The organism is Kosakonia sp. SOY2 (genome assembly GCF_027109175.1).
In the GTDB taxonomy this organism is placed as follows: domain Bacteria; phylum Pseudomonadota; class Gammaproteobacteria; order Enterobacterales; family Enterobacteriaceae; genus Kosakonia.
Window position 1 is genome coordinate 1,330,557 of sequence record NZ_JAPVXH010000001.1, and the last position, 11,966, is coordinate 1,342,522.

General features: G+C 53.5%; 12 protein-coding genes. 9 read left to right on the plus strand and 3 right to left on the minus strand.

Annotation, left to right across the window (positions count from 1 at the left end):
* Positions 1-78: 78 nt before the first annotated feature.
* The gene (locus tag O3S68_RS06245) at positions 79-1,068 is read left to right on the plus strand and encodes a 2-hydroxyacid dehydrogenase (RefSeq protein ID WP_016495923.1); all 990 of its coding nucleotides are present in this window, start codon (positions 79-81) and stop codon (positions 1,066-1,068) included.
* A 111-nt stretch (positions 1,069-1,179) separates the two neighbouring features.
* Positions 1,180-1,602, plus strand: a complete 423-nt coding sequence (gene hslJ, locus O3S68_RS06250) for a heat shock protein HslJ (RefSeq protein ID WP_097405954.1) — start codon at positions 1,180-1,182, stop codon at positions 1,600-1,602.
* On the opposite strand, the gene O3S68_RS06255 is transcribed toward hslJ, so the two are convergent.
* Together O3S68_RS06255 and O3S68_RS06260 are read right to left on the minus strand one after the other, a co-directional pair.
* Positions 1,596-1,862 (minus strand): putative hemolysin, encoded by a 267-nt coding sequence (locus tag O3S68_RS06255; RefSeq protein ID WP_071925194.1) that lies wholly within the window; start codon positions 1,860-1,862, stop codon positions 1,596-1,598. The two genes, hslJ and O3S68_RS06255, sit on opposite strands and share 7 nt — an antisense overlap.
* Positions 1,863-2,098: 236 nt before the next feature.
* The gene (locus tag O3S68_RS06260; protein WP_269231665.1) at positions 2,099-3,391 is read right to left on the minus strand and encodes a sensor domain-containing diguanylate cyclase; all 1,293 of its coding nucleotides are present in this window, start codon (positions 3,389-3,391) and stop codon (positions 2,099-2,101) included.
* Between the two features lie 84 nt (positions 3,392-3,475).
* On the opposite strand from O3S68_RS06260, the gene O3S68_RS24270 reads away from it, so the two are divergent.
* The 7 genes from O3S68_RS24270 (at position 3,476) to O3S68_RS06295 (ending at position 10,481) form a co-directional block, all read left to right on the plus strand.
* Positions 3,476-4,129 carry a hypothetical protein gene (locus tag O3S68_RS24270; RefSeq protein ID WP_442913100.1) on the plus strand — a complete coding sequence of 218 codons (654 nt, stop codon included), beginning with the start codon at positions 3,476-3,478 and terminating at the stop codon, positions 4,127-4,129.
* A gap of 216 nt (positions 4,130-4,345) precedes the next feature.
* A complete protein-coding gene (gene nifJ / locus O3S68_RS06270) occupies positions 4,346-7,870 on the plus strand; it encodes a pyruvate:ferredoxin (flavodoxin) oxidoreductase (RefSeq protein ID WP_269231070.1) in 3,525 nt (1,174 codons plus the stop codon).
* Positions 7,871-7,993: 123 nt separating this feature from the next.
* Positions 7,994-8,206, plus strand: coding sequence for a KTSC domain-containing protein (locus O3S68_RS06275; protein WP_160271491.1), 213 nt, complete (start codon positions 7,994-7,996; stop codon positions 8,204-8,206).
* 68 nt (positions 8,207-8,274) lie between these two features.
* Positions 8,275-8,601, plus strand: a complete 327-nt coding sequence (locus O3S68_RS06280; protein WP_269231071.1) for an antibiotic biosynthesis monooxygenase family protein — start codon at positions 8,275-8,277, stop codon at positions 8,599-8,601.
* Positions 8,602-8,724: 123 nt separating this feature from the next.
* The gene (locus tag O3S68_RS06285; protein WP_269231072.1) at positions 8,725-9,588 is read left to right on the plus strand and encodes an MBL fold metallo-hydrolase; all 864 of its coding nucleotides are present in this window, start codon (positions 8,725-8,727) and stop codon (positions 9,586-9,588) included.
* 49 nt (positions 9,589-9,637) lie between these two features.
* Positions 9,638-10,033 carry a hypothetical protein gene (locus O3S68_RS06290; RefSeq protein ID WP_269231073.1) on the plus strand — a complete coding sequence of 132 codons (396 nt, stop codon included), beginning with the start codon at positions 9,638-9,640 and terminating at the stop codon, positions 10,031-10,033.
* Positions 10,034-10,190: 157 nt separating this feature from the next.
* Positions 10,191-10,481, plus strand: a complete 291-nt coding sequence (locus O3S68_RS06295) for a helix-turn-helix transcriptional regulator (RefSeq protein WP_269231074.1) — start codon at positions 10,191-10,193, stop codon at positions 10,479-10,481.
* 124 nt (positions 10,482-10,605) lie between these two features.
* Here O3S68_RS06295 and O3S68_RS06300 read toward each other — a convergent pair whose 3' ends face one another.
* Entirely contained in the window at positions 10,606-11,892 is a 1,287-nt protein-coding gene (locus O3S68_RS06300; protein WP_269231666.1) for an AppA family phytase/histidine-type acid phosphatase, read from the minus strand.
* Positions 11,893-11,966 lie beyond the last annotated feature (74 nt).

Here is an 11,966-nt window from a genome sequence, read left to right on the forward strand (position 1 = left end):
TTGTCAATAAAATTTGAACGTTTACATAATAATTTTAAAACGTGATAATGTGGGTAGAAAACCATTGGAGAAAGTCTTATGAAACTCGCGATATACAGCACAAAGCAATACGATAAAAAGTATTTGCAGCAGGTAAACGAGAAATATGGCTACGATCTTGAATTTTTCGACTTTCTGTTAACCGAAAAGACTGCCAAAACCGCGAACGGCTGTGATGGGGTCTGTATTTTTGTTAACGACGATGGCAGCCGCCCGGTGCTGGAAGAGCTGAAAAAGCTCGGCGTGAAGTTTATCGCCCTGCGCTGTGCCGGGTTCAACAACGTTGATCTCGACGCGGCAAAAGAGCTGGGGTTGCAGGTCGTGCGTGTTCCGGCCTACTCACCGGAAGCAGTGGCAGAGCATGCCATTGGCATGATGATGACCCTGAACCGTCGCATTCATCGTGCGTATCAGCGTACCCGCGATGCTAACTTCTCCCTGGAAGGGCTGACCGGTTTCACCATGTACGGTAAAACGGCGGGCGTTATCGGCACCGGTAAAATTGGCGTTGCCGCCTTGCGCATTCTGAAAGGGTTTGGCATGCGCCTGCTGGCGTTCGACCCGTACCCGAGCGCAGCGGCGCTGGAGCTTGGCGTGGAGTATGTTGATCTGCCGACGCTGTTTTCGCAGGCGGATGTTATCTCCCTGCACTGCCCGCTCACCCCAGAAAACTTCCACCTGCTTAACCGCGACGCCTTTGCTCAGATGAAAGATGGCGTAATGATCATCAATACCAGCCGCGGTGGATTAGTGGATTCGCAAGCGGCGATAGAAGCGCTGAAAACGCAAAAAATCGGCGCGCTGGGAATGGATGTGTATGAAAACGAACGCGATCTGTTCTTTGAAGATAAATCCAACGATGTTATTCAGGACGACGTGTTCCGTCGCTTATCAGCTTGTCACAACGTGCTGTTTACCGGTCACCAGGCATTCCTGACGGCCGAGGCGTTGATTAGCATTTCCGAAACAACGCTGGAAAACCTGCGCCAGTTACGCGACGGCGAAGCCTGCCCGAACGTGCTGGCCTGATTGTCCGGGGTTCCCCTGCCTGCACGGGAACCCTTTCGGACAAACCCCGATGACGCCCAGGCTTAGCCTGTTAGAATCCCCCACGTGATGGATAACCCCTTAGAGGACGAGATGAAGAAAATCATGACTTTGGTTGCGTTGAGCGTAGTGCTTTCTGGCTGCGTGAGTTCCCGCACCGACACATTGAAGCCACAGCAACTGGCAGATCAGCGTTTTGTGCTGACCACCGTGAACGGCCAGGCCGTGCAGGGTAATGACCCGGCACCGGAAATCCGTTTTGATAAAGACCTGCGCGTGTCCGGCAAAATGTGCAACGGCTTTATGGGCCAGGGAAAACTCTCTGAAGGCAAATTGACCGTCAAACAGATGGGCATGACCATGATGCTCTGCCCTGACCAGCAGCGTAATGAACTGGACCACACCATTAATGCGATGCTCAGCGAAGGTGCGCAAGTTGATCTTACTGACAACCAGCTGACGCTGGCGACGGCGACGCAAACCCTGATTTACACGCGCGCGGCGAAGGCTCAGTAACTGCCGCAGCTTCCGGTGGCAAGCGACTGTTCACTGCAGCGTTTGCCATTTGGTAAGGCGCACATTCCCACCATTGAACCATCGAGTTGCCGGGCAACAGACAACGAACCACCAATCATCGCGCAATTCGCCTGACCACCATTTGACATTGCGGCTTTAAGCCCCGGCGCTACGTGTGCTGCGGTCGCTTGCTGAACGGGTTCACTGCTGCATGCCGATAATAATAAAGCGGCACATCCTACTAAAAACGCTGCGCGCATTTCTCTCCCCCTGCCCCTGTGTCCTCAGGATAATTTAAAAAAGCGAAACCCAAGCATCATAGGCAGCAAGACGCAATACGTCGAGAGCTGAAAAGCATCTTTATGCGACCTGGAAACATTTTTTTGCGTTTTTTGGGCGGGTGAACACATTTCGTCGCAAACCGCGATTCAGCGGGTTCGTCAACTCAGGTTCAGTGGCAGGCGTTCCGCAGGCTACATCGCCACGAATGGCCGCATCACGCAATTTGGCGGTTTGAGTTAACAACACGGTCGCGTCCTGAAGATTTCGCTGCGTAAAGCGCCTCATCGGCGAATTCAATGAGCATCGCCTCGCGCCCCTTCAATGCGGCGGCAGATCCAGCGGCAACACCAATGCTCACACTCACGACGCCAAGCGGGCTTTGCTGGTGGGGAATATTCGCAAGCTTAATATTATGGCCTATCTTTCTGGCAATATTTCCGGCGGAATTCGCATCCGTTTCAGGCAGAATGACCACAAACTCTTCTCCGCCATATCGGGCGGCCAGAAAAGAAGTTTCGCTAATGGTCTTTTTCAAATTTTCGGCGACTGCCTGTAAACAGCCGTCACCGGCAATATGCCCGTAATTGTCGTTATATTTTTTAAAGTAATCGACATCAATTAATAGCAGTGCAATCTGCTGTTTGTTGCTGGTACATTTTGCCACTTCGTCCACTAAAGCCTCATCGAATTTGCGCCGATTCGCCAGCCCGGTTAAGCCATCTTCAGTGGCCATCACTTGCAACTCGGCATTCTCAGACGCCAGAGACTCTTTTGCTGCCGACAGCTCTTTGCCGATGCGGATACGGTTGCGAACATCCTGAATAAGGTAATAGCTGGAGAAACTGACGCAGCCGATAAGAAACAGAATGATCGCAGCAAGAATTTCAGACTGACGACGCCATGAAGCCATGGCTTCATCGATGCTAACGGCAACGGTTGTCACCAAACCATAGCGTTTATTTTTTTGAAATGAATAAATGCGCTCTATTTTATCGAAACGCGACACTGACGTTGCGATCCCGGAATTCCCTCTTTTTAAATAATCCGTAAATAATGGCGAGTCCGAAATTTCCTTACCCATATATTTATCATCAAAAGGATAACGTAAAAGCACGATCCCCGCGTCGCTGGTTAACGCAATCGCGCCCTGCTTTCCAATGTCCAGCTTTCCATAGGTTTGCAAAAAATTGGCGATGTTCAGCGTCAATACAGCAACCCCTTTAAAATTCCCTTCGTTATCCTCCAGCCGTCGACTCACGGTGATCACCCACTGGCCATTTGTTCTGCTCACCACAGGCGGGCCGATAAAGATCTCCTTTGAATTATTATCCCGGTGGTGGATGAAGAAAAACCGGTCAGCGCTATTACTCCTGCCCCAAAAATTCTCCTGCAAAGCGATAACTTTATTTCCTTTATCATCATAAATAATAATGTTATTTAACTGGGTGAGAAGCAGGTTCTGGTCGGCGAGTATTTTCTTAATATTCACTAACTGCGCGGGATCCATGCCATATATTTCCGTTATGTCAGAAATGTTTTTTATCAACATCTCGCTTTGCCGGATAATTCCCTCTGAATAGGTATCGAGGGTATGGCTCAGGTTGGATATATTCGTATTAAGTTCATTCCGCGTATGGTTTTTGGTACTCAGGATCTGAACAATCAGCGTGATGGATATCGCGAAAAAGACAACAGTAATGAAACTTGCCGCAAAAAAGATCCCTTTTTTCATCTTATTTTTACCCGCTACGACTCCTTCACAAGCACGACTGTAACAGTAAATCTTAAGTATCAAAAACACACATCTAAAGGTTTGAGAGCATTTAATTCATTAAGTTATTTACTGTACTCAAACGCAACGGCTGATAATAGCAGGATTGCAAATCCGCGTTTGTTAAGAACAGATGACCATCCTCTTTTTAAACAAGGCGCGATTACCCACTGCCATCATTTACCGTACATGGTCATTGCGATGATTCCACGTTCTATTATCGTGCAGCGCCACGATCGTTGCTGCTTTACCCGGCCAATTTATGCGGGAAATTGTCGACGATACGCTTTTTTAGCGTCATTAAGACTCTGCGCATTAGCCCCACCAGCCAAATCGGGGTTGTCTGCCTGCAGCGGATCATCTTCCCAGAGACAAACAGGGCAGATCTCCCACGCACCGCTTTCTGTAAGCGTTTCGCCACCGCAGCAAGGGCAGCGCAAAAGCTGTCTTGTCATTGATTTTCTCCCTCATTAAATGCATTCCGGCGCGAGAGTAACAGGCAACGCCTGCACACATGTCACCAGGTCTCGCCATCACCTGCCATTAAATCGCAATTCATTGATTCCCGTTATAGCTCAGGACACAAAAGCGAAAATTGCGCGCGCAGTGGTTTGCTAAAATAACAGGATAACTACAGGGCTTGCCGCCGTTTCACAAGCCCCTTTCTATTGAGCAATGCAAGGGTGCCATATGATTACTATTGACGGTAATGGCGCGGTCGCGTCAGTCGCTTTCCGCACCAGTGAAGTTATCGCCATATACCCCATTACTCCCAGCTCGACGATGGCTGAACAGGCCGATGCCTGGGCCGGAAACGGCCTGAAAAATATCTGGGGCGACACGCCGCGCGTCGTGGAAATGCAGTCGGAAGCGGGGGCGATTGCCGCCGTACACGGAGCTTTGCAGACCGGTGCGCTCTCCACCTCGTTTACCTCATCGCAGGGTTTGTTGCTGATGATCCCCACGCTTTACAAGCTGGCGGGCCAGTTAATGCCATTTGTTCTGCACGTCGCCGCGCGCACCGTTGCCACCCACGCACTCTCTATTTTTGGCGATCATTCCGACGTGATGGCGGTTCGCCAGACCGGTTGTGCGATGCTCGCTGCCGGTAGCGTGCAGGAAGCACAAGATTTCGCGCTCATTTCGCACATGGCAACCCTGAAAAGCCGGGTGCCATTCATTCATTTCTTTGATGGTTTTCGCACCTCGCACGAAATTAACAAAATCGTGCCGCTGGCGGATGACACCATTCGCAACCTGCTTCCTCAGGCGGAAATTGATGCGCATCGTGCCCGCGCGCTCAACCCGGAACATCCGGTGATCCGTGGTACTTCTGCTAACCCGGACACCTATTTCCAGTCTCGCGAAGCGACCAACCCGTGGTACAACGCGGTGTACGCGCACGTTGCGCAGGCGATGGACGATTTCGCTACCGCCACCGGGCGGCAGTACAAACCTTTTGAATATTATGGTCACCCGCAAGCCGATCGCGTGATCGTGCTGATGGGCTCGGCGATCGGTACCTGCGAAGAGGTGGTCGATGAGCTGCTGACGCGCGGGGAAAAAGTCGGCGTGTTGAAAGTGCGCCTCTATCGCCCGTTCAGCGCCGCGCATCTGTTGTCCGTGTTGCCGGAAAGCGCGAAAACCGTTGCCGTGCTGGATCGCACCAAAGAACCGGGCGCCCTGGCCGAACCGCTGTATCTGGATGTGATGACCGCGCTGGCAGAAGCGTTTAATAACGGCGAGCGGGAAACTCTGCCGCGGGTGATTGGCGGGCGTTACGGTCTTTCGTCAAAAGAGTTTGGCCCCGAATGCGTGCTGGCCATTTTTAACGAGCTGCGCGCGGCGAAGCCCAAACCGCGTTTTACCGTCGGTATTTACGACGATGTGACCAACCTTTCTCTGCCGCTACCGGAAAACACCCTGCCGTCGCATGCGAAATTAGAAGCGCTGTTCTATGGGCTTGGCAGTGACGGTAGCGTGTCGGCGACCAAGAACAATATCAAGATTATCGGTAACTCTACGCCGTGGTATGCGCAGGGTTATTTTGTCTATGACTCGAAAAAGGCTGGCGGCCTGACGGTTTCGCACCTGCGCGTCAGTGAAAAACCGATCAACTCGGCTTATCTGGTGTCGCAGGCGGATTTTGTCGGTTGCCACCAGTTGCAGTTTATCGATAAGTACCCGATGGCCGAGCGCCTGAAAACGGGCGGTATTTTCCTGCTCAACACGCCTTACAGCGCCGATGAAGTCTGGTCACGTTTGCCGCAGGAAGTGCAGGCGGTGCTCAACCAGAAAAAAGCGCGTCTCTATGTGATTAACGCCGCGAAAATCGCCCGTGAATGTGGACTGGCCGCCCGCATTAACACCGTCATGCAAATGGCGTTCTTCCATCTCACAAATATTCTGCCGGGCGACAGTGCGCTGGCGGAATTGCAGGGTGCGATTGCCAAAAGCTACAGCAGTAAAGGTCAGGAGCTGGTGGAGCGAAACTGGCAGGCGCTGGCGATGGCCCGCGAATCGCTGTTCGAAGTGCCGCTGGAAGCAGTTAATCCGCAAAGTGCCCATCGCCCGCCGGTGGTCTCTGATTCGGCCCCCGATTTTGTCAAAACCGTGACGGCGGCCATGCTGGCCGGTCTTGGCGATGCATTGCCGGTCTCCGCGCTGCCGCCGGACGGCACCTGGCCGGTGGGCACCACGCGCTGGGAGAAACGCAATATCGCCGAAGAGATCCCAGTCTGGAAAGAGGAGCTTTGCACCCAGTGTAACCACTGCGTTGCCGCCTGCCCGCACTCGGCGATCCGCGCCAAAGTGGTCTCGCCGCAAGCGATGGAAAACGCCCCGTCGAGCCTGCATTCACTGGATGTGAAATCCCGCGATATGCGCGGGCAGAAATATGTGCTGCAAGTCGCGCCGGAAGATTGCACCGGCTGTAACCTGTGCGTGGAAGTTTGCCCGGCAAAAGATCGCCAGAACCCGGACATCAAAGCCATCAATATGATGTCGCGCCTTGAACACGTTGAAGAAGAGAAAGTGAATTACGACTTCTTCCTCGACCTGCCGGAGATTGACCGCAGCAAACTGGAGCGCATCGACATTCGCACCTCGCAGTTGATTACCCCGCTGTTTGAGTATTCCGGGGCGTGCTCAGGCTGTGGCGAAACGCCGTATATCAAACTGCTGACGCAACTGTATGGCGACCGCATGATGATCGCCAATGCCACCGGTTGTTCATCGATTTATGGCGGTAACCTGCCCTCGACGCCTTACACCACCGATGAAAACGGGCGCGGGCCGGCGTGGGCGAACTCGCTGTTTGAAGATAACGCCGAGTTCGGCCTTGGGTTCCGCTTAAGTGTGGATCAGCACCGCCAGCGTGTTATGCGATTAGTTGATCAATTCGCTGAACATATTCCGGCGCAACTGAACGCGGCATTGCACGCGGAAGCGACCCCGGAAGCGCGCCGCGCACAGGTGGCAGAGCTGCGCACCGCGCTGGCGTCTGTGGAAGGTGCGCAACAGCTGTTGACCGATGCCGATGCGCTGGTCGAAAAATCGATTTGGCTGATTGGCGGCGACGGCTGGGCGTACGATATCGGCTTTGGCGGCCTCGATCATGTGCTGAGCCTGACCGAGAACGTCAATATTCTGGTGCTGGATACCCAGTGTTACTCCAACACTGGCGGCCAGGCCTCAAAAGCCACCCCGCTCGGAGCGGTGACCAAATTTGGCGAGCATGGCAAACGCAAGGCGCGCAAAGATTTGGGCGTCAGCATGATGATGTACGGCCACGTTTACGTCGCGCAGATTTCGCTCGGCGCGCAGCTTAATCAGACGGTGAAAGCCATTCAGGAAGCAGAAGCCTACCCCGGCCCGTCGCTGATTATCGCTTACAGCCCCTGTGAAGAGCACGGCTATGATTTGGCGCTGAGCCACGATCAGATGCGCCAGCTCACCGCGACCGGCTTCTGGCCGCTGTACCGCTACGATCCGCGTCGTGAGGAAGAAGGGAAAGTTCCGCTGGCGCTGGACTCGCGGCCGCCGTCCGATGCGCTGGCGGAGACCCTGCTTAATGAGCAGCGTTTCCGTCGTCTCAATGCGCAGCAGCCGGAAGTGGCGGAACAATTATGGAAAGATGCCGCAGCCGACCTGCAAAAACGCTATGACTTCCTGGCCCGGTTGGCAGGGAAAGCGGAGAAAAACGCAGCGGAGTAAGCCAGCCGCTGAAAAAGCCACCGGTTAACGCTGGTGGCTTTTTTAACGCACCGATTTAGCATGGCACCCGCAGGAAGCGCGCTGATAATCACCGTTTCAGTCCGCACGGCAAGGAGCGAATTTATGCATCATCACTCAGTTACCTCATCACGCATCGCTTCTGTCGGTTATGACGAACGCACCTGCACGCTGGAAATCTGTTTTCACGATAAAAGTGTCTACCAGTATCAGGGCGTGCCGGAACGTATCTTTTCCCTGTTTCTTACCGTGGTGTCCAAAGGCCGTTTTTATGATGGCGTGGTAAAAGGCAAATATCCGGAAAGAAAAGTCGCCTGAACAGGTAGCTACCGCTGCATTAATTTCCTGTCAGGATGGAGAGCAGACAACTCGCATCAGGAATCGCTATGTCAGCACTTAACCACCCCACTCCCTATTACGCAGTGATTTTCACCTCCGTGCGTACCGCCGTTGATGAGGGCTACGGCGCCATGTCCGATCGCATGATGGAACTGGCGGTGACTCAACCCGGCTTCCTGGGCGTGGATTCCGCCCGTGAAGAGGTTGGTATTACCGTCTCTTACTGGACATCGCTTGACGCTATCAAAAACTGGAAGATGAACGCCGGGCATCTGATTGCGCAGAAAACCGGGCGTGAAAAGTGGTATCACTCGTTCACGACCCGCATCTGCCTGGTGGAAAAAGAGTATTCTTTTCAGGCGCAGGACGAGTAACAGTGTGCTCGTGCACCACGCACAATGAGCGCAAAACGCACCGCATTGAACAAATAAGCGCACGCTTTTTCGTTACGCTGTATTCGACATTCAACGGAATGTGATGAAAACAAAGCGAGGATTATGATGACATCCCGGACGCTTGAGCCAACGCCCGTAATCAAACGCCAGCAATTGCAGGACATCACCGTCACGATACTCAGTGACGGTTACCTTGAAGGCACTTTTGCGCTGTTGAACGGTATTGAAACCGACCAGGCCGAAGCGTTACTGACCGCCAGTGGCGTTTCGCCCCTGCCGCGCATGAATATTAATGCCTGCGTGGTCGAAACCGCCGGACACACCATTCTTATCGATAGTGGAACCGGTACGCCCGACGGCGCAAGCGGCGCGTTACCGGTAGCCCTCGCCACAGCGGGCATTGATCCCCGCCGTATCGATACCGTCCTGTTAACCCACGGTCACCGCGATCACATTGGCGGTCTTGCCGGCCCGCAGCAGACACCGCTGTTCAGTAACGTGCAGCGCCGGTTCGTGCATGAGAAAGAGCTCGCCTTCTGGCGGGATGAAACGCTGTATGCCAGCGCACCGGAGGGGCTCAAGCGCTCATATAACATCGCAAGGAATGCATTCAGCGCGTACGACGACCGGCTGGTGACCTTTAAGCAAGAGGATATTCTGCCCGGTATTCAGGCGGTGCCGCTTTTTGGTCATACCCCGGGTCACAGCGGTTTTCTGCTTGGCAATGAGAAAGACGCTTTGCTTATCTGGGGTGATATTGTCCATTTCCCGCACATTCAGATAGCCCGGCCTGATGTCTCGATTGCTTATGACCGCGACCCGGTGCTGGCGGCAAAAACGCGCAGTGCCCTGCTGGATCGCGTCGCGACAGATAATATTGCCGTTTGCGGTATGCACTTTAACCTCCCGACCACGGCAAAACTTAGCCGTAGCGGTAAAAGCTACGCGTTGCATTACGCGATGTAAGTTTCTCCGGCAGGAAAACCTGCCGGAACCAGCCTTGCAGAGAAGACGAATGATAAGCCCCGCTTTACACGCCGATGCACGCGAAACAGAAATCCTGCTCAATGAATTACTGGAGCTGGCCCGTTCCGAACTCGCCTTCCCCTGCTGTTGCCTGCGCGCCATGCAAAGCTGGCAGGTTAATAAGTTTCAGGTCGACGGTGCGACCTTCTCCTTCCCCCTGCGCGGCACGTTTCGTTACCGCGAGCAGGATAAGTGGGTCTGCGTACCGCCCGGCGAGATGCTGGTATTCCCCAACGCCCGTAGCATCGATATTGAGTGTACGCCCGATCCCGACAGCGGCGAGTTTCTCGCGCTGACGGTGTTAATGGCCGAGGAGCAACTGGAGGCCGCCCGGCTGTTACTGCGCGTTTTACCCCCCGGCAACGCCCGGGAACGTCGCCGCTGAACCGCTGGCACAATTTATCGCCCCGATGACCCGCTGGGTCGCCGCGCTGCGGGCCGGAAACCGGGCACTATCAATACATGCAATGCTTGAGATTGTGATCAGATTGTTTGAGATGGGACATCACGGTTTGTTGCGTCTTCAGCCGCCGGGGATAGCTATGACGATACGCAACATGGTAAGCAGTGATCCGGCGTATCACTGGTCTACCGGTGAGATTGAAGATCGGCTCAATATTAGCGGCGCCACGCTTCGCCGCCGTCTTGCGGCTGAAAATACCACGCTCAGCGCGGTGATCACCGATACACGCGTTGCCGGTGCGCTTCAGTTACTGATGACAACCCGCATACCGATAAAAACAGTTGCCGCGCGTGTTGGCTACGCGTCGGTCGCCAGTTTCAGCCGTCAGTTCAGTAAACGCTACGGCGCAGAACCTTCCGTTTTTCGCTAAAACAAACAGGCTCAATGGCATATTAAGCGCGAATAACCTGCACCCCGTTTCTTTAGCAATGTTCGGGGCACAGGATTTTACAGCGGGTCGTAAGATTCAGTTTTCTGGCGAAAGCGGTGTTTTTTTATAAGCCACAGTCTGCAACGCGCACCGATTCAATCAGCTTTGCAAAACTGTTTAAGGAGCACATTCCCTGCGCATTCTTCTCACTGCACGCCTTGAGCGCAAGATCCACCCGCCCCGGCGGGTTATCCAGCGAGAAAGCGCGCATCTCTCTCATCTCCTGCAGGGTCTGATAAACGAACGACACCTGAACCCAGTCCGTGTTGTCGCTTACCCGTTTCCAGCGTTCGAAAACCAACTCTCCGCCCGGCGGGGTATTATCGGGTTGCGACGGCAGCGACCAGTTAAGATCTAACGCACCGCTGAGATTGGCGAGATTGGTATCATGTCCGGCAATAAACAACACAGAAACAGGAAATGTGATGCCGTAGTAATGCTGATCAGCGCCGTTGGTGGTCAATGCCGTGCGTATTAAATCAAGGAAGGGGGTCGCCCGGCTCCGCGCCACTTCAGGTGTTCTTTGTAACAGATCAAACTGGGCATTATGCAGGCTTAATAGCGATTGCCATTCTTTTTCTCCTGCGATCCTGCCCCACGCCACGTCCGCCATCCCCTGGGCTTGCTGCAGGAGGAAGATTTCAGTAAGTGTTGAAGAAAGCCCCCACGCGCCAGGCAAGGAGACGTTATCAGGCTTGGTGTTGAGTCTGGTGGGGATATTTTTGGTGAATGAACACGCACGGCTATCCCCGGCGGTTTTGCATTTCTCTGAGGCAGGGAAATTTAAAACGTGCTCCAGAGTCTGAAAAGCTGGCTGATATTTCTGCGTGAATTGCTCAATACTTCCTCCCGCTTTCGTTAAAATCGCCTCTTTTACCGCCGATGTGTTAAATGAACATTTACCCGTTTTTATCGGGTTAAAAAGCGGGTCTGTCTTCGATTTGTCTTGCTGATAATGCACAGGAACAGGACATTCAGGCGCCAGCCCCGCCAGGAATGCTTCACCTGTTTTGCGGGTTCGTTGATCGGTGTCGGCAATCACTGCCACATGCCTCTCATCCGGGCAGGTTTTATCTGTCAGTAACCCCGTATCTGCCAGCCGCAGACGCTGATAATGCCCCAGAGCCGCTATAAGTTGTCCTCCGCGCGGTGTGAGCCATCCCAGCGGCACATCCCACTTGGGCCACTGAAAGGGTGTCACTTCGCGCATTTGTGGCGTGAACTTGGTTGGCGCGCGCACCCCATGACGACTAACGATCACGACGCGCTCCAGCTTCATTCCGGGGTCTTCTTTTGCCTGTAATTGAAATGAAAAAAAGAAAAGGAGTAACACTCCTGCGCGAACAATCATTGCTCTTATCACTTTTACCTCCCTTCGATGATTAGATAACGGCTTGTTTCTTCACAAGCTGATTACACATCCTG

Excerpts from the sequence above, each read along its gene's own strand:
- O3S68_RS06255 (WP_071925194.1), bottom strand. The coding sequence starts at position 1,862 with ATGCGCGCAGCGTTTTTAGTAGGATGTGCCGCTTTATTATTATCGGCA.
- O3S68_RS06295 (WP_269231074.1), top strand. The coding sequence starts at position 10,191 with ATGACGATACGCAACATGGTAAGCAGTGATCCGGCGTATCACTGGTCT.
- O3S68_RS06280 (WP_269231071.1), top strand. The coding sequence starts at position 8,275 with ATGTCAGCACTTAACCACCCCACTCCCTATTACGCAGTGATTTTCACC.
- O3S68_RS06285 (WP_269231072.1), top strand. The coding sequence starts at position 8,725 with ATGATGACATCCCGGACGCTTGAGCCAACGCCCGTAATCAAACGCCAG.
- nifJ (WP_269231070.1), top strand. The coding sequence starts at position 4,346 with ATGATTACTATTGACGGTAATGGCGCGGTCGCGTCAGTCGCTTTCCGC.
- O3S68_RS06245 (WP_016495923.1), top strand. The coding sequence starts at position 79 with ATGAAACTCGCGATATACAGCACAAAGCAATACGATAAAAAGTATTTG.
- O3S68_RS06300 (WP_269231666.1), bottom strand. The coding sequence starts at position 11,892 with ATGATTGTTCGCGCAGGAGTGTTACTCCTTTTCTTTTTTTCATTTCAA.
- O3S68_RS24270 (WP_442913100.1), top strand. The coding sequence starts at position 3,476 with ATGGCTCAGGTTGGATATATTCGTATTAAGTTCATTCCGCGTATGGTT.
- O3S68_RS06290 (WP_269231073.1), top strand. The coding sequence starts at position 9,638 with ATGATAAGCCCCGCTTTACACGCCGATGCACGCGAAACAGAAATCCTG.
- hslJ (WP_097405954.1), top strand. The coding sequence starts at position 1,180 with ATGAAGAAAATCATGACTTTGGTTGCGTTGAGCGTAGTGCTTTCTGGC.
- O3S68_RS06275 (WP_160271491.1), top strand. The coding sequence starts at position 7,994 with ATGCATCATCACTCAGTTACCTCATCACGCATCGCTTCTGTCGGTTAT.
- O3S68_RS06260 (WP_269231665.1), bottom strand. The coding sequence starts at position 3,391 with ATGGATCCCGCGCAGTTAGTGAATATTAAGAAAATACTCGCCGACCAG.